Annotated in this window: 21 protein-coding genes and 1 CRISPR repeat array; of the genes, 8 read left to right on the top strand and 13 right to left on the bottom strand. The window is 36.7% G+C overall.

The window, feature by feature from the left end:
* Nucleotides 1-40: 40 nt before the first annotated feature.
* From WJM97_RS01995 to WJM97_RS01975, 5 genes are all read right to left on the bottom strand, one after another.
* The gene (locus WJM97_RS01995; RefSeq protein WP_353931397.1) at nt 41-2,527 is read right to left on the bottom strand and encodes a TIR domain-containing protein; all 2,487 of its coding nucleotides are present in this window, start codon (nt 2,525-2,527) and stop codon (nt 41-43) included.
* Nucleotides 2,528-2,675: 148 nt separating this feature from the next.
* Nucleotides 2,676-3,803, bottom strand: coding sequence for a patatin-like phospholipase family protein (locus tag WJM97_RS01990; protein WP_353931396.1), 1,128 nt, complete (start codon nt 3,801-3,803; stop codon nt 2,676-2,678).
* A gap of 56 nt (nt 3,804-3,859) precedes the next feature.
* Nucleotides 3,860-4,591, bottom strand: a complete 732-nt coding sequence (locus tag WJM97_RS01985; RefSeq protein WP_353931395.1) for a hypothetical protein — start codon at nt 4,589-4,591, stop codon at nt 3,860-3,862.
* A 284-nt stretch (nt 4,592-4,875) separates the two neighbouring features.
* Nucleotides 4,876-5,922: a DUF1611 domain-containing protein gene (locus WJM97_RS01980; protein ID WP_353931394.1), complete on the bottom strand. Its 1,047-nt coding sequence runs from the start codon at nt 5,920-5,922 to the stop codon at nt 4,876-4,878.
* Nucleotides 5,906-6,958, bottom strand: coding sequence for a dipeptide epimerase (locus tag WJM97_RS01975; RefSeq protein ID WP_353931393.1), 1,053 nt, complete (start codon nt 6,956-6,958; stop codon nt 5,906-5,908). The genes WJM97_RS01980 and WJM97_RS01975 overlap by 17 nt, the downstream gene beginning before the upstream one ends.
* 96 nt (nt 6,959-7,054) lie before the next feature.
* On the opposite strand from WJM97_RS01975, the gene WJM97_RS01970 reads away from it, so the two are divergent.
* Together WJM97_RS01970 and WJM97_RS01965 are read left to right on the top strand one after the other, a co-directional pair.
* Nucleotides 7,055-7,630 (top strand): NUDIX hydrolase, encoded by a 576-nt coding sequence (locus WJM97_RS01970; RefSeq protein WP_353931392.1) that lies wholly within the window; start codon nt 7,055-7,057, stop codon nt 7,628-7,630.
* Between the two features lie 78 nt (nt 7,631-7,708).
* Nucleotides 7,709-7,990 (top strand): hypothetical protein, encoded by a 282-nt coding sequence (locus tag WJM97_RS01965; RefSeq protein WP_353931391.1) that lies wholly within the window; start codon nt 7,709-7,711, stop codon nt 7,988-7,990.
* Nucleotides 7,991-8,058: 68 nt separating this feature from the next.
* Here WJM97_RS01965 and WJM97_RS01960 read toward each other — a convergent pair whose 3' ends face one another.
* Nucleotides 8,059-8,982, bottom strand: a complete 924-nt coding sequence (locus WJM97_RS01960; RefSeq protein WP_353931390.1) for a nucleoside hydrolase — start codon at nt 8,980-8,982, stop codon at nt 8,059-8,061.
* 16 nt (nt 8,983-8,998) lie between these two features.
* On the opposite strand from WJM97_RS01960, the gene WJM97_RS01955 reads away from it, so the two are divergent.
* Complete coding sequence (locus WJM97_RS01955; protein ID WP_353931389.1) at nt 8,999-9,430, top strand: nucleoside deaminase; 432 nt, start codon at nt 8,999-9,001, stop codon at nt 9,428-9,430.
* 96 nt (nt 9,431-9,526) lie between these two features.
* On the opposite strand, the gene rbsK is transcribed toward WJM97_RS01955, so the two are convergent.
* A complete protein-coding gene (rbsK, locus tag WJM97_RS01950; RefSeq protein ID WP_353931388.1) occupies nt 9,527-10,444 on the bottom strand; it encodes a ribokinase in 918 nt (305 codons plus the stop codon).
* Between the two features lie 231 nt (nt 10,445-10,675).
* Nucleotides 10,676-11,290: direct repeats of the CRISPR family, unit length 37 nt; unit sequence GTTTCAGTCCCCTTGCGGGGATTATTTGTTTGGAAAC.
* Between the two features lie 316 nt (nt 11,291-11,606).
* The gene (gene dapF, locus WJM97_RS01945; RefSeq protein WP_353931387.1) at nt 11,607-12,446 is read right to left on the bottom strand and encodes a diaminopimelate epimerase; all 840 of its coding nucleotides are present in this window, start codon (nt 12,444-12,446) and stop codon (nt 11,607-11,609) included.
* Nucleotides 12,447-12,584: 138 nt separating this feature from the next.
* Between dapF and WJM97_RS01940 the strand changes: the two genes are divergently transcribed.
* Entirely contained in the window at nt 12,585-12,803 is a 219-nt protein-coding gene (locus tag WJM97_RS01940) for an RNA-binding protein hfq (RefSeq protein ID WP_353931386.1), read from the top strand.
* 32 nt (nt 12,804-12,835) lie between these two features.
* Here WJM97_RS01940 and WJM97_RS01935 read toward each other — a convergent pair whose 3' ends face one another.
* Together WJM97_RS01935 and WJM97_RS01930 are read right to left on the bottom strand one after the other, a co-directional pair.
* Complete coding sequence (locus tag WJM97_RS01935; protein ID WP_353931385.1) at nt 12,836-15,142, bottom strand: cation:proton antiporter; 2,307 nt, start codon at nt 15,140-15,142, stop codon at nt 12,836-12,838.
* Between the two features lie 161 nt (nt 15,143-15,303).
* Nucleotides 15,304-16,566: a PIN-like domain-containing protein gene (locus WJM97_RS01930; RefSeq protein ID WP_353931384.1), complete on the bottom strand. Its 1,263-nt coding sequence runs from the start codon at nt 16,564-16,566 to the stop codon at nt 15,304-15,306.
* Between the two features lie 309 nt (nt 16,567-16,875).
* Between WJM97_RS01930 and WJM97_RS01925 the strand changes: the two genes are divergently transcribed.
* Nucleotides 16,876-18,312 carry an FAD-binding domain-containing protein gene (locus WJM97_RS01925; protein WP_353931383.1) on the top strand — a complete coding sequence of 479 codons (1,437 nt, stop codon included), beginning with the start codon at nt 16,876-16,878 and terminating at the stop codon, nt 18,310-18,312.
* 69 nt (nt 18,313-18,381) lie between these two features.
* Here the strand turns inward: WJM97_RS01925 and WJM97_RS01920 are convergent, their stop codons facing one another.
* Nucleotides 18,382-20,484 (bottom strand): S8 family serine peptidase, encoded by a 2,103-nt coding sequence (locus WJM97_RS01920; RefSeq protein ID WP_353933086.1) that lies wholly within the window; start codon nt 20,482-20,484, stop codon nt 18,382-18,384.
* Nucleotides 20,485-20,654: 170 nt separating this feature from the next.
* On the opposite strand from WJM97_RS01920, the gene WJM97_RS01915 reads away from it, so the two are divergent.
* The 3 genes from WJM97_RS01915 (at nt 20,655) to grxD (ending at nt 21,982) form a co-directional block, all read left to right on the top strand.
* On the top strand, nt 20,655-21,218 hold the full coding sequence (locus tag WJM97_RS01915) for a hypothetical protein (protein WP_353931382.1): 564 nt from the start codon (nt 20,655-20,657) through the stop codon (nt 21,216-21,218).
* A gap of 73 nt (nt 21,219-21,291) precedes the next feature.
* Nucleotides 21,292-21,522 carry a BolA family transcriptional regulator gene (locus WJM97_RS01910; RefSeq protein WP_353931381.1) on the top strand — a complete coding sequence of 77 codons (231 nt, stop codon included), beginning with the start codon at nt 21,292-21,294 and terminating at the stop codon, nt 21,520-21,522.
* A gap of 136 nt (nt 21,523-21,658) precedes the next feature.
* Complete coding sequence (gene grxD / locus WJM97_RS01905; RefSeq protein WP_353931380.1) at nt 21,659-21,982, top strand: Grx4 family monothiol glutaredoxin; 324 nt, start codon at nt 21,659-21,661, stop codon at nt 21,980-21,982.
* A 359-nt stretch (nt 21,983-22,341) separates the two neighbouring features.
* On the opposite strand, the gene WJM97_RS01900 is transcribed toward grxD, so the two are convergent.
* Together WJM97_RS01900 and WJM97_RS01895 are read right to left on the bottom strand one after the other, a co-directional pair.
* Nucleotides 22,342-23,517, bottom strand: a complete 1,176-nt coding sequence (locus WJM97_RS01900; protein ID WP_353931379.1) for a 2-isopropylmalate synthase — start codon at nt 23,515-23,517, stop codon at nt 22,342-22,344.
* 177 nt (nt 23,518-23,694) lie between these two features.
* Complete coding sequence (locus WJM97_RS01895; protein ID WP_353931378.1) at nt 23,695-23,949, bottom strand: DUF6761 family protein; 255 nt, start codon at nt 23,947-23,949, stop codon at nt 23,695-23,697.
* Between the last annotated feature and the right edge of the window lie 34 nt (nt 23,950-23,983).

Here is a 23,983-nt window from a genome sequence, read left to right as displayed (position 1 = left end):
GATGGAAGGTAAAATTTAGATATGGTTTTTTGAAATAGACTTAACGCCTGTTGATGGTTTGGATCAACTTCCCTTCCGAAGTCCATAATTTGATAGTTTTATCATCACTAGCAGTAGCAATTGTTTTACCATCAGGTTTAAATGCAATTTTAATTACAGAATCTGTATGTCCCTCAAGAATATGCAGTAAATCCCCTTCTAAAGTCCAAATTATCGCTGTGTTGTCATCACTTCCAGAAACAATCCTCTGACCATCAGGACTGAAAACTACGACTTTAACTGATTTGGTATGTTTTTGATCAAATTCTTTGAGTAATTTACCTTCTAGATCCCAGAGTCTAACAATACCATCATCACTACCTGAAACAATAGTCTTACCATCAGGACTATATGCAAAAGTATTACCTTGCAAGTTTGCCACTTTTATACCATCTTCTGATTTCCAGATGTTAACTTTGTCGTTATCACCAGAAGAAGTAATAGTTTTACCGTCGCTACTAAATGTTAAACTATTCACCCAATCTTGATCTTTTGTTATCAGAAGACTATATATACTCAGACAAATAGTTGCAAGGGTGAATATACCAGCGAACGTGGACAACAATTTGAAGACTAAGGAAATATGCCTAACTTTTTTACTTCTGTCTATATATTCTTTTTGCAAAGTAGTTAAAGCGGGACTTTTCTGATCCTGTTCAGCTGCGAATGACCATTTATAAGCAGCTAAAAATTCACTACCCCGTAATAATAAATCATCATTTTTATTCTTCTTTTCCCATTCCAGAGACCTTTGCAACCACTTACTATGAGTACGTACATATTCTCGATCAGTATCTAAAGTTATTATCAACTTCTCAAATTTAGCGTTAAAATCCTCTACTTTACCACTAAAATCAATCCATTGTACTTTTCCCAAATCTGGATGCAAATTATTGGTATTTATTTCCCTATAAAGTACAGTTACAAAACGTTTATTCAAGGAAGCAGCATAGTCTACCTCCTGTTTACAATAGGGCGAATTTATTGATCGTGGTGAAAGAATAAATAAGAAGTTATCGCAAGTTTTAATACCTTCCTCAATCTCTTTAGCAAAGTCACTCCCTGGTGCAATACTTTCTTGATCAAACCAGGTCATTTTACCTTGTTTTTGTAAAGCATCATTCAATTTTCTCGCTAAGTCTGAATCAGTACGGGAATAGGAAATAAATACATCCAGAGAGTCTAAAGGAGGTTGTTGTAGACTGGCATTAATGAATTTTTTTTGTAATTCTGTAGGTGGTTGCTGAGTTCTATTTTGTCCCACTTCTAACCAAGTTTTTGCACTTTGTAGGTTGTTTCCTCGCAGCAAAATACTAGGATTATAATTCTGTTGTTCCCACTTTAATGCTTGAGTTAAAATAATTTTGTGCTGGTTGTAATAATTTGCATCTTCTTGCAAAATCTTTAAGAGTTGGCTTTCATCAGATAGATAATCATCTTCTTTGAGATTATCTGTGAGGTCAATATATTGTAAATTCCGCAACGATGATGGTAAATCTATTTCCTCTTCTTTTCGCACCAGTAAGGGAATAATTCGTTTATTCCATGAGATAGCTAAATCCAATTCTTGCTGACAATATTTTGAGTTGAGTGCATCTGGAGAAAGTAGATAAATTAGATTATCTGTTTTCAAAATACCGCGTTGAATAGAATCGTGAAAATCTTCTCCTGGATTGATATCTGTAAGATTTGTCCACACTGTAATACTTTCTCGTCTCAAGCTGGTGCGAATTTTTTCCATAATTTTCCTATCTTGATCCGCATAAGATATTAACACCTGAGTCATCAAATTATTACCATTCTTGATACTTTCGGTGATGTATTCACAATGCAAATCTGTGGGTAAACAAGGCGGTTGTTCATCTTTAAAATGTATTTTTAACCAATCTTGAGCTTGTTGTTTTTCTTCCCCTACTAATAAATAGTTTGTTTGCTGTTGATTTCTCTCCCATTGCAATGCTTTGGCTAAAAACTTGGTATGCTGTTCTACATAATCAGTATGACTTTCAAGTATGTTAATTAATCCCTGTAAAGAAAGTTCAAAATTATCTATTCTCTCTCGAAAATTGACCCAGTTAATTTTTCTAATTGTGGGGTGCATATTCTGGAAAGAACTAAGTTTTCCTGCGCTTTTCTCTGCTTTCCATTGTTCATCACTACCATTTGGATTTCTTTGTTGCCATAGTTCCCGACTAATTTCCTCAACGTGCAATATCGGAATAATACGTTTATTATATTTAACTGCTAATTCAATTTCTTTAAGACAGTAGTCAGAATTAACTGAATGAGGGGAAATAATAAATAAGAAATGATGTGCTTTTTCGATCCCATCATCAATTTGATTCTGGAAATCAACACCCAGCGGAATATCATTAAAATCAAACCAGATTCGGAAACCTTTTTCATTCAAACTAGCTTGGAGTTTGGTTGCAAACTCTTTACTGTCAGGTCTTCCGTAGGATATAAAGGCATCAAAAAATTGTCTCATAAATAGTGAACCCTGTGTATTAAAACAATACTGATAAAAATTTACAAATAATTTTTGATATCAATTACTCATCAATAGTAATAGACATAAATAAATTTAAAATAAAGCTTTTCAAAATAGGGGAATTAAATCCCCATAAATCAGGTTACTAAACAAAATTTGCAAAATGTTCTGGTTGAACTTTTTTAGCGATCGCTTTGCCGATACGTTCTAACTCAGTCATATATTTGATGGAATCCATTTGCTGAACATTCTCTACGTTGATATCATCTAATCCACCTAATTTATCCAGTCCCTGACGAGTTAATTCAACGTCATAGCGTAAGTAGGTAAAGAGTTTTGATTCTAAAGGTCCTTTTGCTCCAATTAGATCACCAACTTCTCCATCAATTGGATCTCCTGATAAACACTTACCAAAAATACGACACAGAAAGTCCTGTTCGTTCTGACTAGCAAGCATTAGTGCGCCAGGAATATTCTGAGCATTGTATATAGTGTGCATTTGTGATGCTTTCAGATTTGGATCTATTTTAGGAGTGAGACCAGTACCAACTGAGACTAAAAGCATATTGTCTTCACTTGCCGACCACTTGAGTTGGTAGGGTTGAGCTGTTGCCATCAGGAATAGTTGAAAAGCTGGGTTATTGTAGGGAGTGACTCCACCATCAACGAAGATAAACTTATTGTCACCTAATTGAACCTGTTCCGGTGGGAAGAAGGTTGGTGCGGCTGTGCTTGCTCTGACAAGTTGCCAAAGAGGCAGTTTCAAGTTAGAATCTACATTCTCTGGGTTGTTGTACTTAGCATAGGGATTATTGGATAGAGGCCAAGGAGAATCTGTGTTAACGTTACGCATTACCAGCATCAAAAGAGTTTTCAGATCCTTACTACCAAAGGTGGTGTCTTCTCCAAATACCTTTTTAAGTTGATTAGCTAGGTTTTTATCTCCATATTTATAGACTAATGTTCCAGTTATGGAGAGGATAAATGCTTTATCAAACATTCGCTCACCACTCTGCCGATAAAATTTTTGAATATCTGCTACAGACATACCTAAAGAGATGGCAGTGGCAATGATTGCACCTGTACTTGTTCCAGCAACGTAATCAAAGTAATCTGCTAGGACAAAATTCTCGTCAGCACCCAAGCTATTTCGCAAGGTAGCTTCAATTTCAGCCAATACTTCCAGAGTCATCATCCCCCGAATACCGCCACCATCGAGGGCTAGAAGTTTATAGGGGCCAGTTTTTTTGTCTGCTTTTTCGTATATGGACATATTTGATTTCTTTTGATTAATTGCGAATTTTTCAGAGTGTGGAGTTACGATTTTTCTTAACTAAGATATGACTTAATCAACTCGGTTAAGCTATCAAAACTATCTTTGAAATCAATTGCTTGCACCAAACCAGAAGCAACTAACTCCCTCACCTCTTCATCACTAGCTTCCCCTTCCAGTGCAAATGCTAGGGTATCAGCTAATCGGCCACTCCCAGCTACAGCCAGCACTGGCCGATTAGCTCTGAGGTTATGTGATACATCCTGTTTGGAAATTTCCCCACCATTGACTAGGATGGCAACTGATGGTGATCCTTTTGCTAATACAGTTGCGACATCAGCTAACCAAGGGGATTCATCACCCCAGTTAGTACCAGGAGTTAGCACAAAATGACTATGGTTGGGTTCTAGTGCTGTCACTTCTTCTGAATGTGTGTGACCAGGAAGAGCTACTTTTCCGACTGGAGTTACACCAATCAAGGCAAATTTTCCTGATATCTCGGCACGAGCTTGACCTATCATTTGCATAACACCAAAATCAGTGCCTCCATCTACGACAAATGCACCTAATTCTTCGACCACTGGAGCTAGAACTTTGACAAATAGCGATCGCAAACGGTCTAGATCAGTTTGGCTCATCTTAGCTGCACCACCCAAAATGACTAAGATGGGGCGTGGATCATGAAAACCTAGATCATTCATAGACTTAGATAAGTCTTCAGGTGAATCAACTTTAATAGTCGGTACTGTTAATTCATTCGATATGGCAATGCTGAAAGGATTTGTCATACAACTAAAAACGCTACAGATACTTTATCAGAAAATTCCGAAAAAAATACCTGAGCAATAAACAATTCATTACAACTAGTGCTGTATTACTTACACATTCACAAAATGCTAAAAACTGGCAGATTTTGATAGTTTTCTTAGATGCGGGAACTTTTGTAATACAGCACGTTTCGGTGTTATAAATTACATATCTAGCGGGCAATATCCCTGCACTACAACAGTTTCAATATTCAAGTTTATACCTCATTAGAATGGAATCTGCCGTATGATCTTTCGGGAATTTCCTAACTCTGCATCACTGCATCTAACAATATTCCTGCGTCAAACCTGACGGGATCTGTACAAGGTAAACCTGTCTCAGATGTAATTTGGGCGATCGCCTCCTTAGCAGCATTTTCATCTAACTTTCTAGTGTTTAAAGCTACTCCCGCTACTGGAACTTGACCAAACGCACCCGCACCACTAGCGACTATTTCATACATCTTGATCACTTCTGGTAGAGATGGAATCGGTATATAAGGGTTATTACGGTTGTGAGTTTGTCCAAATTGATGCAATAAAATTAAATGCGTAGGCTGAGAACCTCGAATTAAAGGTAAAGTTGCCGTTGAACCAGGGTGTAATAAAGAACCCTGTCCTTCAATTTGCAAAATATCATAATGTTTGCCAAAGCGCATTACTAACTGTTCCACCGCACCCGCAGCAAAATCAACCCGCACTGCGTCTAAAGCGATACCATCACCTTCTAACATTAACCCAGTTTGACCGGTAGCTAAAAACTTTGACTTCCAACCCCTTGACTTAGCTGCCCAATGTAGCTCTAAACTGGTAGACATCTTGCCAATGGCCATATCCGTACCCACCGTCAACACTCGACGACAGGGAAGATTTTTAGCTAAACCAGCAGCAATATCTAAATTACCCGGTTCTTTGCGAACATCCCAAATAATTTGTCCTGGTTTAAGCAGTGCTTTTAAATCAGGTATATTTGCTAAATGCACGTGCAAACCATTAACTAAAGACATTCCCCCTTTTAAAGCATCTTTGATATCAGCCCAATAATTATCAGGTATCATCCCACCTTTGGGTGCTATACCAATCACTAAAACTTCCGGTTGATACTGCAAAGCTGCGGCTATAGATGCCACAATTGGTACATCACGCTTGATACCTGTGATATTTGCTAAGGACTTACCTTCAGACTCTTTATCTATAACTGCAACTATGGGAGATTCACTATAACGTAAAATGGATAAACCAGTTTTTCCCTGACTTCCAGTTAATCCTTCATGTAATAAAATAGCAATCTTTTTATTAAGTGGTAATCTCACTGTATTTTACTCCCAAACCTGGTAAATTATTAGGTAAAATTCGTCCGTTTTCTACTGATGCACCCATAAAAGGATCATCAATTAAATTCAGGTGACTATCTAAGTCTAAATAATCTGCTAATGGTGCAAGTTGTGAAGCTGCTGTATTAGCTAAACAACTATCAGAATAACAGCCAAACATGACTTGTAAATTATGTGCTTTAGCTGTATTTACCATTCTCAATGCTTCACTTAAACCCCCAGATTTCATCAATTTAATATTAATTCCATCCACATATTCAGCTAATTTAGAAATATCTGCACTGGTAAAGCAACTTTCATCTACAAAAATGGGTAAAGGTGAATGTTTTTTTAAAGTTGCTAAATTTTGTTCTTCACCTCTGGGTAATGGTTGTTCTATATATTGAATCCCTAAATCTGCTAACCACAAAGACATAGATATAGCATCTGCTAAACTCCAACCTCCGTTAGCATCAACAAATAAGGCAATATTTGGTGCAGTTTGTTTTACTGCTAGGAGCATTTTTTGATCTGCTGCTATTCCCTCTTTTGATCCTAGTTTTATTTTTAATAATTTCACATCCATATATTCTAGCCAGTCTTGGGTACGTTTGGCTGCACCTTCTGGGGAATTAATTCCAATTGTTACTGATGTAGGAACGATTTTATTAATGTTTAATCCCCAGATTTTCCAAAGTGGTAAATCTATACTTTTTCCCATCCAATCATATAATGCCATGTCTATTGCTGCTCTGGCTGCTGATGAGATTTGATATTGATTTAATATATCTTCTATTTCTTGTCTTTGCCAAGGGTTATATAATTCTAAAATAGGGGTGATTCGGTTTAATGCTTGGATAATTATCTCTGTTGTTTGTCCCTGGTTTCCTACTCCAAAGGGTGATGCTTCTCCCCATCCTTCTATTCCGTTTTCTTTGATTTTTACGATGATGTTTGTGGTTTGTGCTGTTGTTCCTCTACTTATTGTTAAGGGAAATCTTTTGTTGACTGTAAATTGACTAATTTGTGTTTTCATGTTTTAAGATTTATCTCACGCAGAGACGCAGAGGCGCGGAGAGAGGAATGAAGGTGTTATGATTTGGGGTTGATAGATGTTTATTTTAAATGCAATATGGGTAATTTACAAAGGTGGAAAGTTATAAGTTCACAAATGTTGATAAATCATCGTTTCTGTCAGGTGCGACGGGATGCGGTTGAGTTGTCTAATGGTGTGGTGATTGATGATTTTTTTGTTTATGTTAAGCCTGATATTGCTTTGATTTTACCTGTTACTAAGAATCAGGAAGTTGTGTTTGTGCGTCAATATCGTCACGCGGTGGGGGATTTTTTTATTGAACTTCCTGCGGGTAGGTTTAATGTCGAGGAGGAAGACGCAAAAACAGCAGCTTTAAGGGAGTTACGGGAGGAAACTGGTTATGTTGCTGAAAGGGTAAAAATTCTTGGGGTTTTATATGATAATCCTAGTAAGGAAACTAATCAAATTTATTTATTTTTAGCTGAAGATGTGGTGAAGGTTGGAGAACAGGAAAATCTGGATGTGACTGAGGAAATTGAGGTGATTTTAATTCCTGTAAATGAGGTTTTTGATAAGGTTTCTAATGGGGAAATTTCGGTTGCGGGAACGGTTGCTGCTTTGTTGTTGGGTTTACATCAATTCAGAACACCAACTTCTGAGATAAATTCATAATTTCTTGTTTTTTATTTTGGGATATTTAGCCAAATTATGTTATTATTATGATAGTGATTAACTACCTCAAAATTAACTATGCTAAAAACAATTGAAGGTATTTATCAAGATGGTAAAATTGAGTTTACCGAAACACCAGATAATATTAGCAATAATACTCAAGTTCTGATTACTTTTTTAGATCCCAGTAATATCAATCCTAGCAAGATACGGCAATTAATTGAGCATTTAGAAACTGTTGCAGGTATTCAGCAAGGTTTGGATGAACTTAATAGTGGTCAAAGTCGTCCTCTAGCAGATTTTATTCAAGAAATGCAGCAAAAATATGACATTTCAAGTTTAAATTACCCCAATTGCTGAAAAGCAAATTGAGAAAGCATATAATTGGTATCGAGATTTAATGAATACTATTGCTAGTTTATAGGAATTCACCTTTTCCATTGTTGTAAAATATAATTATAAAAACTATCTTTATCAACTTTATCCATTGCTTGAATTTTCCTCCCTCCTTTAACAACTTTAGTTTTTCCTTGACTCACACCTTGGGTAATAATTTCTGTTTCCCATTCTTTCAATTCATAAAATTCAGGTTTTTCTAAATAAGCTGTTGCTAAAACATCCCAGAAATAATAATCTTGAGGAATTACTAAGGCGTAACATTGACCTGCTAAATTGGAACAAGGATAATTATATTGTTTACCGATATTTTGGACTAATTCTGATGTCACCGGAACTTGGTTTGTTAAGTCTAAAGGACACATAATTATTTCTATTTCTGTTTCCCAAACCTTTGCAGCAGAAACCGCATCCCAATACACATTCCATTCCGCTGAACCATCTTGTATTGGTTCTATTCCTTTTTCGACATTTCCAGGAACATTTAATGCACCACCCATCCACACTATTTGTTTAATTTTATGTTCTATTTCTGGTGCTTTTGCTAATGCAACTGCTACTGTTGTTAATGGCCCTGTTACCATCAATGTTACAGGTTCAGGTGCTTCTCTTAACACCTTGATCATAAAATCTTCACCTGTTTCTGTTAATAAAGGAGTTTTAATTTCTTCTTTTTGATTGAGAATTGGGAGATGATCAATAATTAATGAATCTCGACGATAAAGACGAGGAAAAGAGTTAATTCCTCTGACTGTACTTTCAGCAACGGGAATATGAGAAAATCCCATTAAGTCTATAATTTTACGAGTTACACTCACAGCAGATTGAATATAACAGTCTGCGGGAGTGACGACTATTCCCAATAGTTCAATGTTTTCCATTGTTAACAGTAACATGGTGGCTAAATAATCATCTACACCACCATCATGATCCATTAATACCAGTTGTTTTTTCATATTAGGAGTTAATCAAATGGATGAGTTTATGCAAGCTGCAATTAGCGAAGCAAAACAAGGCAGAAATGAGGGTGGAATTCCCATTGGGTCTGTTTTGGTCAAAGATGGTAAAATCCTTGGTAGAGGACATAATAAACGGGTTCAAGATGGTGATCCTGTCACCCATGCGGAAATTGATTGTTTACGAAATGCCGGGAGAATTGGTAATTATCAAGGTACAACTTTATATTCTACTTTAATGCCATGTTATTTGTGCGCTGGTGCGGTGGTGCAATTTGGAATTAGAAAAGTAATTGCGGGTGAGTCAAGAACTTTTCCCGGTGCGAAGGAGTTTATGGTTTCTCATGGTGTGGAAGTTGTGGATTTGAATCTTGATGAATGTGAACAAATGATGAGTGAATTTATTAATGAAAAACCAGAATTATGGAATGAAGATATAGGGTTTTAGTAGTTCTCGTTCCCAGTCTCTGACTCTCACTTCACTCAAGGTACAACCTTGAATAATTCATTCCTATACAGAGTATGGGAACGAGGAAATTAAGAATTAAGAATTAAGAATTAAGAATTTATCCAATGTAATTCTATCAGGAAAAGAACTTTGCGCTCCTAATTTTGTGGTTGCTAATGCACCTGTTGCTGCACCCCAATTTACTGCTTCTTTTAAAGGTTTTTGATGAAAAAGTGCTGCTGCTAAACCACCATTAAAAGCGTCACCTGCTGCAACTGTATCTATTGCTTGAACTGAAAATGCTGGAATGTAAAAACTCTCTTGTTTAGTTGCACAAAAAACACCTTTTGCTCCTAATTTAATGATTGCACATTTGACACCTTTTTGTAATAAAATCTCGGCTGCTTTGGCTGCGGTTTCTTCTCCGGTGACTGCAAAACCTACTAATTGACTGGCTTCGATTTCGTTGGGTGTGATAATATCAATTAATGGATAAATTTCTTCTGGTAATATTTGCGCTGGTGCAGGATCTAGGATAATTTTAATGTTAGTATTTTGGGCAATTTTGGCAATTTGAATAACTGTATCTATGGGAATTTCTAATTGTAAAAGTATGGCGTTTGTTGTTGGTAATAAGGGATATAATTTGTTAATGTCTTCTTGGTTAACTTTTGCGTTTGCACCGGGAATCACAATAATATTGTTTTCACCTTTTTGACCTACAGTAATAACTGCAATTCCAGAATTTACAGTTTCATCAATGAAAATATTTTCGGTTTGTACACCGCAATTTTTTAAGTTGTTGATTAATTCTAACCCAAAGTTATCGTTACCAACTCTACCAATTATTTGGGTAGGAATTCCTAGTTTTGCTAATGCAACTGCTTGGTTTGCACCTTTACCACCTGGGGTTGTGAAAAAGCTATTTCCTATTAATGTTTCTCCAGGAATTGGTAAACGGGGGGTGGTGGTTACTAGGTCTATATTGATGCTACCAAAAACTATGATTTTCATTTTTTGTCTAAATCAGGATTTTCATGATTTAAGATGTTGATTTTAAGGTTTTATTAATTTTATTAGATGTTATTGTTCAGGTAAAAAGTTTTTAAAAACTACTTTCATACAAAATCACTAACTTCTTTTTTGATCTGGTTTATCAATGATGAATTTACGTCAGAAGTCGGAGATCTGAATTTTATCCCTTTTGCGTCTTTGCGTCTTGGCGTGAGGAAAAGGTGGATTGTTGTTTCAGTCCCCTTGCGGGGATTATTTGTTTGGAAACTAACTTAACCAGATAAATAACTAATCCTGCTAAGTTTCAGTCCCCTTGCGGGGATTATTTGTTTGGAAACCCATACCATTGACTGCAATGCGTGAATGTGGAATATGTTTCAGTCCCCTTGCGGGGATTATTTGTTTGGAAACGCTGTTAGCGAGTATTTGTTTTCCAGCGATGTAGACAGTTTCAGTCCCCTTGCGGGGATTATTTGTTTGGAAACCATTCACAGTGAAGCGGTATTAACAGCAGGTGGCCGGTTTCAGTCCCCTTGCGGGGATTATTTGTTTGGAAACATTTCAAATGGCGGTAATCTAATGGCTAAAAAATCGTTTCAGTCCCCTTGCGGGGATTATTTGTTTGGAAACTCCACAACAATATATACAGCGTTCAATTTGTTGACGTTTCAGTCCCCTTGCGGGGATTATTTGTTTGGAAACGTAGTAATTATCTATGTGTCAATCCCGAACATTTGGTTTCAGTCCCCTTGCGGGGATTATTTGTTTGGAAACTTTTAAAAGACTTGCCATGTAAGGATAATTTAAACGTTTCAGTCCCCTTGCGGGGATTATTTGTTTGGAAACTCCGCCATCTGAAACATAATCTGGGAGCGGAATCCAGAGACGATTTTGGCAGACCTGATCAAAAACCTCATTTCAGGCTTCGGGTGTGCAGCCAACTGAAACTGATGAAACGCTGAAACTATTTAATTATCAAGGTTCTGGCGATTTGGCGGACCCCCCAGGGTTTTCGACCCCACTATAGGTTTGCCAAAAATACTAATCTTTCTGTAGATTAAAATCTAAGTATATTAGTTGTCAAGAAAAATTTAGTTAAAAATAATTAAGCAAACACTAAATATATAAAGTATTCAATGGTGAGCAATGCTCACCCAACAGGTTAGAACTTACCTGTAAATACTCTTTCGGCTGGCCCTGTCATGTAGATTTTGTTGTCATTTTCTGACCATTCAATTTCCAAACATCCACCGGGTAATTCTATAGTAGCAGTGCGATCGCATTGATCATTCAAAACCCCAGCAACCAAAGAAGCACAAGCACCTGTTCCACAAGCTAAGGTAATTCCTGCACCTCTTTCCCATACCCGCATTTTTAAATAATTACGGTTGACAACTTGAATAAATTCTGTGTTGATTCTTTGGGGGAAAACAGAATGATGTTCAAATTTGGGCCCGATGGTTTCTAGGGGAATGGCTGCGACATCATCCACAAAGGTGATACAGTGAGGATTGCCCATGCTGACGCAGGTAACATTCCAGGTTTTGTCTGCGACTTCTAGAGGTAGATTAATGACTTTACTGTCAGCGGATGCAAGGGTGGTGGGAATTTCCTGAGCTAATAACCGGGGTGAACCCATATCTACTTTAACTTGACCATCATCTGTGAGTTGGGGTGTGATTGTACCAGCTAAAGTATGAATGGTGTAAAAATCTTTAGTCCGGGATATGCCTTCCAACTCAGTTAAAAATACTCCTAAACAGCGAATTCCGTTACCGCACATTTCTGGTTCTGAACCATCAGAATTAAAAATTCTCATGCTATAATCTGTTCCTTTTTGACCAGGAAGTGCGAAAATAACACCATCAGCACCGATACCAAAATGGCGATCGCACAATTTGATAGCTTTTTCTGGTGTAATGACTGGTGTTAATGAGGAACGATTATCAATGAGAATGAAATCATTACCCAAACCGTGATACTTAGTAAATTCTATTGCCATTTTTCCCTAGATGAATTATTACAGATATGTGTTTACTAATTTATACATTGTCCAATAAGGTTGGTAATTGGTAATCAGGAAATAAGTTTCTCTCCTATTACCCATTACCCATGACCCATTACCCATTACCTAATAAAAATGGCAGCAACTGATTTTGACACTACTTTACCCAGTATTCGACAATTACAAAATTGGATCAAGGAAAAAACCTCTGTAGAATTTAAACTGATGAGTGGCGATGTGATCACAGGTAAGGTTTTTTGGCAAGATATTAATTGTGTTTGTATTGTAGATGCTAATGAAGAAAAAACTATCGTTTGGAAACTAGCGATCGCTTATATGAAAGCTCGCAGTTAGAAAGTTTTAAGTAAATAATCAGTAGGTGGAAACTATGTTACCGTTTCTGCCTTTTCATCTCCAATCATAGGAATTGCTAATGGTATTCCACAGTCAGCAGTAAACCATTGTTGTAACTGACTCAGTTGAGAAAAACTACCGCACAGCAGCACTTGATCACCTATTTTTAAATCAATTTTCTCATGGGGAAAGCGGCTAAACTTGCCATCTCGCCGAATTGCTGCCACTTTCACATCATAATGTTCATCAGTGGTTAAATCAGCGATTTTATTTCCTAAAATTGGACAATTAGCTTGAACTGTCACCCACTGACAGGCATTAGTTTCACTGGGTACAGCTGCATTACCTTGAGCAAATTCTGCTAAAGCTGCTAATTCTTCTGTCGCACCCACAACCAACAAGCGATCGCCATTTTCTAATTTTATCTGACTCTGGGGATAATCTATCTCTGTGCCATCAGCGCGACGAATAGCCATTAAACTCACACCAATTAGATAGCGCATATCTGCTTCTTCCAAAGTCATCCCAATTAAGGGAGAATCAGCAGGTAAATCATACCAACGACGGTTTAAATCACGAGTAACTTGTTGTAAATGTTGGGAAACCTCAGCCGCAGAACGTTCTGAACGCAAATCTAAATAATGATCTTGGCGTATTTCCTGCATTTTCAACTGTACCAATTCTGGGGATAAACCCACATCTGTGAGTAAATGGGTAGCCATTTCTAGACTAGCTTCAAATTCCGGTTGTACCACCTCCCGCGCACCCAATTGGTAAAGCACCTCAATATTTTTATCCTGGGTAGCACGCACCACTAAATCTAATTCTGGGGACAATTCCAAAGCCCGTTTTAAACATAAACGAATACTAGCAGGATCTGGCAGAGCGATCGCCATACCCTTCGCATGATTTACCCCAGCAGTTTCCAACACATGAAAACTCACCGCATTACCATAAACATAAGGAATACCCGCATCTCGTAACTGTTGAATTCTGCTTTCTGACTGATCAACTACCACCACAGGTAAATCATATAACTGCAACAACCGCACCAAATTCTTCCCAATCCGTCCATAACCGCAAACCACAATATGATCTTTTCGAGGTATATCTTCCGCAAAATCTCGCGTTTGTTCTTCTACTAAATAGGGTTTTAACCACGGCATCGTCTCAGCCAAATTAAATAAAAATGGGACTAATCGCAACACAAAGGGAGTCAGCATTAAAGTCACAGCAGTAGTTCCCAAAATTAACAGATATATCCGTCGGGAAACCAACCCCAAAACCTGACCTTCACTAGCCAGTACAAAGGAAAATTCCCCAATTTGTGCTAACCCCAAACCCGCAATTAAAGCAGTTTTCAAAGGATAACGGAATATTTTCACTAAAGGTGTGATAATTATAAACTTGCCTAAAAAAACCAAAACCACCAAAACCAAAATCACATCTAGGTTTTGCCACAAAAATACCGGGTCAATCAACATTCCAATCGCTGCAAAAAACAAACTCGCGAAAATATCTCGCAAAGGTTCAACAATGGTCAGGGTTTCATCAGCGTATTCCACCTCAGAAATCATCAACCCGGCCACAAACGCTCCCATTTCAATGGAAAGACCCAAATATTCAGTTAGTAAAGCAATACATAAGCATAAGGTGACAACCCCCAGTAAAAATAATTCCCGGCTTTCCGTCCGTGCTATTAACCTTAATAACGGTGGAATTATCCAAATACCAGCAGCTACAGCACCCGCAGCAAATAAAGCAATCCGAACTAAAGCTGTTAATATCGCTACACCAATAACCTCCCCTGGTTCATTCAGTGCAGGTAACACGGCCAGCATTAAACCCAGTGCGAGGTCTTGAACTACTAAAATTCCTAGCATCACCTGGCCGTGGGGGGTTTCCGTCTCATTTCGTTCCATCAAACATTTGAGAACAACCGCTGTGGAAGAGAGGGAGAGAATACAACCCAAAAATACACCTTTAGCCGGTAACGCATCCCACAGACCTGTAACACCACATACCAAAACTGTGATCAGGATGGTGAGGATTATTTGTAGTCCTCCACCCCCTAAAGCTATGGCTTTAACCTTTTTCAGTTCTGCTAGGGAAAATTCTACACCTAAAGCGAAGAGTAAAAAAGCTACACCAAATTGTGCCAAGGTTTCGACTTGGACAACTTCTTTAATTAGTCCCAGTCCTGCTGGCCCAACTATCATCCCCCCAATTAGATATCCCAGCAGTACGGGTTGTTTGAGTAGCGCGGCTAGGAGTCCACCACAGGCCGCTACTGCGAATACGGAAACTAAGTCAACGATTAAGCGAAAGTCTTCTTGCACCAGTTCTAATAAGAAATATAAAGTTTATTAATATAGTCTACAAAGTTTTCTCTATTCGCGGGGGTGAGGAGGGATGAATATTTTTTATGTTCACGCAAAGGCGCAGAGTCGCAAAGAGGCTTGAAGGGTTTTATTGGGTTTGTGAGGGGTTGATTTGTGAATCAGTCATTATTTAATCTTTTCATTTGTTCAATTAATCTTTGCATTTGTGAATCAGGTATTATTGGTTGCTTAATTTGTTCAATTAATCTTTGCATTTGTGAATCAGGTATTATTTGTGATTTCATTTGTTCAATTAATCCTTGAATTTGTGAATCAGGTATTATTGGTTGCTTGATTTGTTCAATTAATCCTTGAAGTTGTGAATCAAGTATTGATAATTTCATTTGTTCAATTAATCTTTGGCTTTGTAAATCAGGTATTGGTGGTTTCATTTGCTCAATTATTTTTTTTGATGAAGAATAAATACTTTTTGAAATTACTTGATCAATATCATCTTCTTCATCTACTAATTCAGCATCAGCAATTACATTTGTTTCTTCGATTGATCTGGGATTAATTTCAACGGTAAATTTTTCCTTTGCCATTTCCAAAAAATGTTGAGTTCTGTACATCCAAAATGGCTGTTGCACATATTCATGAAATTCTCTTCTTAGTTCTATGTGTGGAGAAATAATCTCTCCATTTTTCTTTATCCACCAATCTTCTTTTTTCTCACTAGTAATAATAATTATTGGTCGAGCTTCTTTTTTAGCAAAATCTAATATTTGTTTCCAAAGAATGAAGTCTCCATACTTTCGTTCATCTTCCTTCTTCTTAGCGTCTTCAAATCCAGGAGGTTGTAATTTTTTGTACCGATCTTCTCCCTGTTTATATAATTTCTGTAAAGTTTGCTCATCGTATGGTTCTCCCACTTTTGCATCAAATATTGAGAGAATTCTTTCCAAAATTATGTCATTGTCTGCATCAAAGGGAAAATGAGTATTTTTAAGCTGATTTATCTTGTCCCGAAAAACCATCTCTAGCTCATCTACTGCATCAAGATAGTTTGTCTGTTTATCAAACAAATACTCTAATTCAGATGCTACAATTCTTCCTGCTTCACCTAGTTGACCTCGAAGACTGTTGAATTTCTTTTGTTCAGATGTCCATTTTTCTAGTGCTAATAAGGCTTTTTGAAATGATGCAGCCTCACGATCAATTTCTTGTTCTCGCCGGTTTAAAAACTCGTCAGCTACTTGATATGGTAGCCAAATTCTATCTTGCAGATGTTCTAATATTTTTAGGAAATCTTCTACAGTAGGACGAGATACGCGATATAAATCTAGGAGACAATTTGTATCAAAAACAAAGGTAGCTGTTTCCCAAAAACTTGAAAACTCAGCATCAGAAGGGATCAGTCTCCAGGAGAATAAGTTTCTCATATACAGAGGATTGGATTAAGAATATTAGTATGATTTTAATATTTAATGTCAAAAACTAAAATCTTAACAACCGAATATTCACGGTAATGTAATTAATTTAGGTTACAGGAGCAGACCTAAGTTATTATTAATATTATAAGCAAACACAAAAATATAGTGCTACTTAGAAAGTAACTATTTTTTCAATAAAATCACTATCTTTAAAAATCAAATATTATTCCTATATATAAATATAAAGGTTAACTAAAAAAGTATACTTAATATTATCATTAACAGTGTTACAGTACAAATAAACTAAAAACTAAGCAAATGTCTGATTTAATTTTATTTTGGCATCGTCGAGATTTACGTATTTCCGATAATACCGGACTAGCAGCAGCTAGAAAACAAACCGCAAAGGTTGTAGGTGTATTTTGTTTAGATCCGCATATTTTAAACTCTGATGATGTTGCACCAGCTAGAATAGCTTACATGATTGGTTGTTTGCAGTCTTTACAACAGCGATATATCCAAGCTGGTAGTCAGTTATTAATTTTACATAATCATCCAATCACAGCTATTCCTAAATTAGCTGAAGCATTAAACGCAAAAGCAGTATTTTGGAATTGGGATGTAGAACCCTACGCACAAATACGAGATCATGATGTAAATTTAGCATTAAAAGAGAAAGGAATTCAAACCCTTGAGCAAAATTGGGATCAACTATTACATTCACCAGATGAGATTTTTAGTGGTGCACAAACTCCTTATACTGTTTATACACCTTTCTGGAAAAACTGGAATAGTAAACCTAAAAATAAACCAGTTGCGATTTTAGAAAACTGCGAAAATTTAACGGATTCAGAACAGGAAATAGCTAAAAAATCAGGAGTTATCAATTTACCATCAGCAGCAGATTTAGGTTTTAATTGGGATGGAGAATTAATCATTCCACCAGGAGAAACAGCAGCACAGGAAAAGTTAGCAAGTTTTACTAATAAAACCATTAATAGTTACGATGAACAAAGAAACTATCCCGCTATTGATGGTACATCCCAATTAAGTCCAGCTTTGAAATTTGGTGTGATTGGAATTAGAACAATTTGGCAAACAACCATAGAATTATTAGCAAATAGTAATAGTGAAGAAGTCACAAATAATATTACTACTTGGCAGAAAGAATTAGCTTGGCGGGAATTTTATCAACACGCAATGTATCACTTTCCAGAATTAGCCCAAGGTGCGTATCGAGATGTTTTTAAAAACTTTCCTTGGCGAAATAACGAAAAACATTTTCAGGCTTGGTGTGCAGGAAAAACCGGATATCCAATTGTTGATGCTGCCATGCGACAGTTAAATGAAACAGGCTGGATGCACAATAGATGTAGAATGATAGTTGCTAGTTTTTTAACCAAAGACTTAATGATTAACCCCCAATGGGGAGAAAAATATTTTATGCAGAAACTCATTGATGGTGATTTATCTGCTAATAATGGAGGTTGGCAATGGAGTGCTTCTAGTGGGATGGACCCCAAACCATTAAGGATATTTAACCCAGCAAGTCAAGCACAGAAATTTGATGCTGATGGGGAATATATTAGACAATGGGTAAGAGAATTAAAATCTGTAGATACACCATATTTAATTAGTGGTAAAATTCCCCCTTTAGAACTTAGTAGCATTAATTATCCTGCCCCAATTGTAGATCATCAGAAACAGCAAGCACTGTTTAAAAAATTGTACCAAGAACAAAAAGTAGATAGTTAGCAGTAGGGGTTTAGCAATGCTAAACCCCAAAATATTTCAATTCATTAGTGAAAGCTGACTGCTGATAGCTTAATAGCCAATTACTAATTCCCAATTATTCAATTTACCAACATCTTGGGGAGATGTATCAATTACTTGTAATTGCCAATTTCCCCTAGCAGAAACACCCAGGAATTTTTTAAGAACAGGGTGCGATCGCACGGTATAATTCCTAGTTAACTCAGTTTGTCTGCCTAAAGTTCTACCTTGCAATAATATTTGTTGATTATTAGGAGCAGTTAAATAAATTTCTAAATCTCCTAAAAAATCATGGTTAATATTTACTTTCACCTGAATATCAGAAACATAGACATTTTCACTCACAGTTATCGCACTAATAATTCCCCATTTGTTATGATCAGGAATTGCTTGTTGATTTTTATTTATTAACCTAAATTGACCACTAACAGTTGATTTAATATTCCTTGATTGTTGTGCTGCACGTACAGCCTTAGCCGCATTTACCTTACCATAACCAAACCATATACAATGACCATTACTATCATAAGTACCACCCCGTAAACCCAATTGTGGATCAGCTTCAGGATCAACAATTTTATCAGTTGTTTCTTGTAAAATTCGATTAACTTGTTGGGCAGTTAAATGAGGATTAGCTGATAATATTAAAGCCGCTACCCCTGCTACTACCGGAGTAGCACTAGAAGTACCACCAAAATTATTAGTAAAATTACCAGGACTATAACCAGCAGCACCGATTTGATCTGTAGTAAACATTCCCAACCCAGATAAAGCAGTATTAATAGTTGGTTGAGTGTAAACAAAACCCGTTTCTTGAAACCACATTCCTGGAGGAGCATTATTACTAGGAGCGCAAACAGAAATATTTTCGCCCCAATTACTATAAGCAGCTTTTTTATTTAAACTTGTAGACGCAGAAACCGCAATTACATCAGGATGAATGGCAAAACCACTCAACCAAGCTGTTTTACCCTGTAAGATATTTTTAGGCCAATTATTCTCATTAATAGTGCCATCAATAGGCCGATTAGCATTTCCCGCCGCAAAAATAATTACACATCCTTTACCATTTCTGCCTTGAGTAGCAGCGCGAGTAATAGCCGCCTTTTGGCGTAAAGATAAAGGAAAATAAACCGCAGAAGCTCCCCAACTACAAGAAATTACAGCTGCACTATTAGTAATTGCCCAATTAAAAATTTCTTCAATAGATTCATCATCTAAAAAACCAGTAGTGCGAATTGGCATAAACGCACAACCGGGAGCAACCCCCACTATTCCTTGACCATTTTCTTCGGCTACGGCAATTCCCGCACAAGCAGTACCATGACTGGTTTCCTTTTCACCAGGTAAAGGTAAAAAATCTTTTTCCTTTAAATCTCTGGGAGCAACAATTTTACCCGCACCTTGAAAATCTGGATGATGTAAATCAAAAGAATCATCCACAACTGCCACAACTATAGAACGTACACCACGGGTTATATCCCAAGCTTGTTCTACAGAAATATGAGAACCTACACCTAACTGATTACCACTATTATGGTTAAGATACCACTGCTGAGAATAGAGAGAATCACTAGGTTGATAATGGGGTTCTTGTTGAATAAAAATATTTGGTTCAGCCGCTAAAACTTCCCCTATTCCTTGTAATTGATTAGTAATTTTGATGGGATTTTCTGTTGCTTCTTTACTAATTAAAAATATAAATGTGTTATCCAAACCTAAAACTGGCCGATTTTTAATTAGTCTAAATGTGGCAGCGATAATATTAATCTTGGCATCATCTACCCAAGCTGCAAATTGGACTGTAATTTGATCACTTAAATAAACATAAGTTCCAGGATTATCTTTTAACCTGTAAACATGACTGGCAAAGACAACATTTTCATCAGCCCTGACTTGAACCATAACCGCTTCTAACTGGCTAGGTTCAACCGTAAATAGCTCTAGGTTGGCTTTGGGAATATTCCGCCGCCAAACGCCCCAAGTTCCTTGAACTAATTGTTCACGGGGAAAATTGTTAGTAGTACGGAGTGTAAAACGATCAGCAGCTTTTTCTAAAATTAATTCCTCTCCACCACGTTGTAAAACCACACCTTGGCTGCTTGTGGGTACACCTACGGTTTCAGAATTGGGAGAACTCAAGTTATCACTCATCATGGAATACTTCGATAAAAATACGGGGTAACAGGAACTATATCTAACTTATGTTCAGTCTAAATCAGAAAAAGTTGTGATCCAAGTTTGCTGTATCTGAAGCACAAACCGAGTTAAGATACCCAAAGTTTCCATAATTTTTTTATAGACTTGCTACAATAATTCAAATCATGAACTTTGCTTCTACTTCTTTATCACTTATAGTCGTTCTTGGTTTCCTCACTCCTGTACAAGCTCAGGTAATCCAGTTACCAGACACCAATAACCAAGCACAACCTATAGATGCTGATCAACCAAATACTCTCCGTCCTTCTAGTCAAAATGATAGCTTTTTAAGTATGGCAGGAGGATCTCGTTTAATGAAAGAAGCAGAACAGGCTGTTTCTGGTCAAAATTACGCCCTAGCCGCTAAAAAACTCCAAGAAGCAAGACAAGTTTACAATCAGCTATCCAATTTTTACCAAGACTTAAACGCCAGTTTTTCAGGTATTGATATCAGAGTATCAGATTCTCAACGCCAAAAAGCCCTAGAAACAGCCCAAAAGCGTGACGAAGCCACCTATCAGTTAGCATTGGTGCATAGGGCTTTAAACCAGCCAGAACTTGCTGTACCGTTGTTAATTCAAATCATCAAAAGCCAAAACCCCACAAGAGAATTAGGTAAAAAAGCCTATCAACAACTTTTTGAGTTGGGTTTCGTAGATACAGCCTATCCCCGACAAGGATCAAAATAGGTAACAGTTTACCCTATTCCCCATTTGCTATTCCCTGATAATAATAGAAAAGTAAGTTTTTTTAGGAATTATAATGGTTACTCCACAGCAAGTTGAGGAAATGATCAAGGCAAAACTGCCAGACGCACAAATTGAAGTGCAAGACTTAACTGGTGGTGGTGATCACTATCAAGTTACAGTAGTTTCATCACAGTTCGCGGGTAAAGGACTGGTAAAACAACACCAGTTAGTTTATGGTGCTTTGCAAGAAGCTATGTCCACAGAAGCTATTCATGCTTTGGCTCTGAAAACATCCACTCCCTAAGTTTATTTAGCAACTAATTGATTTTAGATTGGAGATTTTAGATTTGGACGTGAAAATCAAAATCAAGAAAAATCTAGGATTGTCTTCACTCTTCACTTTTAACCTCAGTAAATCAGCCATAAGGAACTAGGAAATCATGACTTTAGAAGTAAAAGAAAGAATTGAGAAATTAATCAAAGAAAACAAAATTATGGTTTTCATGAAGGGGACTAAATTAATGCCCCAATGTGGTTTCTCTAATAATGTAGTGCAAATTCTTAATGCTTTGGGAGTTCCTTTTGAAACAATTAATGTTCTTGATGACAATGAAATTCGTCAAGGTATTAAAGAATATTCCAACTGGCCAACAATTCCCCAAGTTTACATCAACGGCGAATTTCTAGGCGGTTCTGATATTTTGATTGAAATGTATCAAAAAGGTGAGTTGCAGGAAGCTGTAGAAATAGCGATAGCTTCCTAATATTTTCTCTACAAAGGAAACAGGAAATTAAGATAATTTTTAATTCTTAATTCCTGAATCCTAATTGTAAAAAGTTAGGAGTCAGAAGATATCAGAAAAAATTAGGGTTTGCTGATAAAGTCTTGTCGTGGAGACAGGTGACAGGTGACAGGTGACAGGTGACAGTTTCAAGAGTTGGATGGGAACTATTTTTCCTTGAAGCAGGAATTAAATGCAAGGTTTTTCAGTTCTCACCTCATCAAAGCTTGCATTTTTTGAAAGTCAAAATCGCTAAAATCGTTTACCTGTAATGTTTTGAGATTTATTCAGCAAGCCCAAATTATTGGTGACGTAAGTCGAAAAAGCTGATAGCTGAATAATTATTCCTTATTTGTGGTAGGATTTTTATAATAGCGATCTACAATATATGGTAATTCTTTTTCAATATCTATTGATGTACCTCTTTTGGCAATTTCTTTAACTTCTTGTAGAATTTGAGCAAGCAAATTTTTATCTTTAGCTAACTCTTCTTTACCGATCTTTTTCATAGCTAATTCAATAGCTGCAAAACCTGACTGCATACCTAAAGCTAAATTACTTTTTACACCTAAAATTTCTGGATCTAAACTTTGATATAATCTCTCATCTTTAGCTATAGCTTTAACATGAACACCTGCATAATGAGTAAAGGCATTTTTACCCGTTATTGGTTGATGGGGAGGAATAGGAATATGAGAATTTTCACTCACAAAATTATATAAATTACTTAAATAGGTAAGTTGCCAGAGTTTTTCTTCTTCTCCCATATCTATTAAATTTATGAGTAATTCTGCTAAATCAACCACTCCTGCTCTTTCTCCTAGTCCCATGATAGCTACATCAATAATATCAGCACCTGCTCGATAAGCATCTAGGGCATTTGCTAATGCTAAACCTTTGTCATTATGACAATGTACTTCTATTTGCGGAAATAACCCAAGATTTCCTAATTCTGCTTTTAAAGTTTGAACATGAAAATAAATACTGCGATAGGGATGAAATGGTGTAGCGTAACCTGTGGTATCGGCAATACTAATGATATTCGCTCCCGCTTTTACCGCTGCACTAGCCGCATCAATAACATTTTCTATCGGCGATCGCACAGTATCCTCTAGTGTATATCTAATTAGTAAATCCGGTTGTTGTAATTTTGCATAACTAATTACTTCTACTATTTTCTCAATTGCTTGATTTAAACAGATATTATAATCATTTTCTAATCTTTTTTGAGAAACACTAAAAAATATACCTAAAAAATTCACTCCACAATCTAAAGCCTTTTGCACATTATCTATTCTACATAGTGAATGAGCGCCAATTTTTGCTTTCAAGCCAGCATGAGCAATTTGTTGAATAGCTAAGGCAATTTCATTATCTACAGCAGGATTTCCAACTTCAATAATATCAACCCCAATCTGATCTAGCATTTGAGCAATATATAATTTTTTATCAGGAGAAAAATATACCCCTGGCGTTTGTTCACCTTCTCTTAAAGTTGAGTCAAGAATTCTAATCATATTTAATATTCGTATCACCCAAAAATCCCCTCAGCCGCATAATGCTAAGGGGATACACCTTTTCAATACAGTATTTACAAAATTTCATACCGTTGGATACAGTTGACCAATGCAAAAATTATGCTATAATCATCTGCGGTGATGTGCGGTAGTAATCAAAAAACCAATTAACGGTATTTAGTAGTATCCGTGCTGTGGTTCTGGTTCTGGTTGTACCATTGCGAAATTTGACCCATCGTACAAGTAACGGCTTGCTTCCTCCTCTAACCGGTGAATCAGATAAGGTTCAATGGCGTTACTCTGTCGCAGTGCGGCTAAAAATCCATCCAAATACATCCGCATATCATCCGTACGATAACCGCGATTCCATAACTCGACGAAGGCGTCAGTAAGTCTTTGGTAATAGCGAATGGTTTGTGTGTCTTGGAGCATAACTGCTGTGTTAATCTCTGTAGAATGGGAATTG

It is taken from the genome of Okeanomitos corallinicola TIOX110 (assembly GCF_038050375.1).
Taxonomy (GTDB): domain Bacteria; phylum Cyanobacteriota; class Cyanobacteriia; order Cyanobacteriales; family Nostocaceae; genus Okeanomitos; species Okeanomitos corallinicola.
The sequence above is the reverse complement of the archived record's forward strand: the minus strand, read 5'-3'. Positions and strand labels throughout refer to the sequence as shown.

Excerpts from the sequence above, each read along its gene's own strand:
- WJM97_RS01995 (WP_353931397.1), bottom strand. The coding sequence starts at position 2,527 with ATGAGACAATTTTTTGATGCCTTTATATCCTACGGAAGACCTGACAGT.
- WJM97_RS01990 (WP_353931396.1), bottom strand. The coding sequence starts at position 3,803 with ATGTCCATATACGAAAAAGCAGACAAAAAAACTGGCCCCTATAAACTT.
- WJM97_RS01985 (WP_353931395.1), bottom strand. The coding sequence starts at position 4,591 with ATGACAAATCCTTTCAGCATTGCCATATCGAATGAATTAACAGTACCG.
- WJM97_RS01975 (WP_353931393.1), bottom strand. The coding sequence starts at position 6,958 with ATGAAAACACAAATTAGTCAATTTACAGTCAACAAAAGATTTCCCTTA.
- WJM97_RS01970 (WP_353931392.1), top strand. The coding sequence starts at position 7,055 with ATGGGTAATTTACAAAGGTGGAAAGTTATAAGTTCACAAATGTTGATA.
- WJM97_RS01965 (WP_353931391.1), top strand. The coding sequence starts at position 7,709 with ATGCTAAAAACAATTGAAGGTATTTATCAAGATGGTAAAATTGAGTTT.
- WJM97_RS01960 (WP_353931390.1), bottom strand. The coding sequence starts at position 8,982 with ATGAAAAAACAACTGGTATTAATGGATCATGATGGTGGTGTAGATGAT.
- WJM97_RS01955 (WP_353931389.1), top strand. The coding sequence starts at position 8,999 with ATGGATGAGTTTATGCAAGCTGCAATTAGCGAAGCAAAACAAGGCAGA.
- rbsK (WP_353931388.1), bottom strand. The coding sequence starts at position 10,444 with ATGAAAATCATAGTTTTTGGTAGCATCAATATAGACCTAGTAACCACC.
- dapF (WP_353931387.1), bottom strand. The coding sequence starts at position 12,446 with ATGGCAATAGAATTTACTAAGTATCACGGTTTGGGTAATGATTTCATT.
- WJM97_RS01940 (WP_353931386.1), top strand. The coding sequence starts at position 12,585 with ATGGCAGCAACTGATTTTGACACTACTTTACCCAGTATTCGACAATTA.
- WJM97_RS01930 (WP_353931384.1), bottom strand. The coding sequence starts at position 16,566 with ATGAGAAACTTATTCTCCTGGAGACTGATCCCTTCTGATGCTGAGTTT.
- WJM97_RS01925 (WP_353931383.1), top strand. The coding sequence starts at position 16,876 with ATGTCTGATTTAATTTTATTTTGGCATCGTCGAGATTTACGTATTTCC.
- WJM97_RS01920 (WP_353933086.1), bottom strand. The coding sequence starts at position 20,484 with ATGAGTGATAACTTGAGTTCTCCCAATTCTGAAACCGTAGGTGTACCC.
- WJM97_RS01915 (WP_353931382.1), top strand. The coding sequence starts at position 20,655 with ATGAACTTTGCTTCTACTTCTTTATCACTTATAGTCGTTCTTGGTTTC.
- WJM97_RS01910 (WP_353931381.1), top strand. The coding sequence starts at position 21,292 with ATGGTTACTCCACAGCAAGTTGAGGAAATGATCAAGGCAAAACTGCCA.
- grxD (WP_353931380.1), top strand. The coding sequence starts at position 21,659 with ATGACTTTAGAAGTAAAAGAAAGAATTGAGAAATTAATCAAAGAAAAC.
- WJM97_RS01900 (WP_353931379.1), bottom strand. The coding sequence starts at position 23,517 with ATGATTAGAATTCTTGACTCAACTTTAAGAGAAGGTGAACAAACGCCA.
- WJM97_RS01895 (WP_353931378.1), bottom strand. The coding sequence starts at position 23,949 with ATGCTCCAAGACACACAAACCATTCGCTATTACCAAAGACTTACTGAC.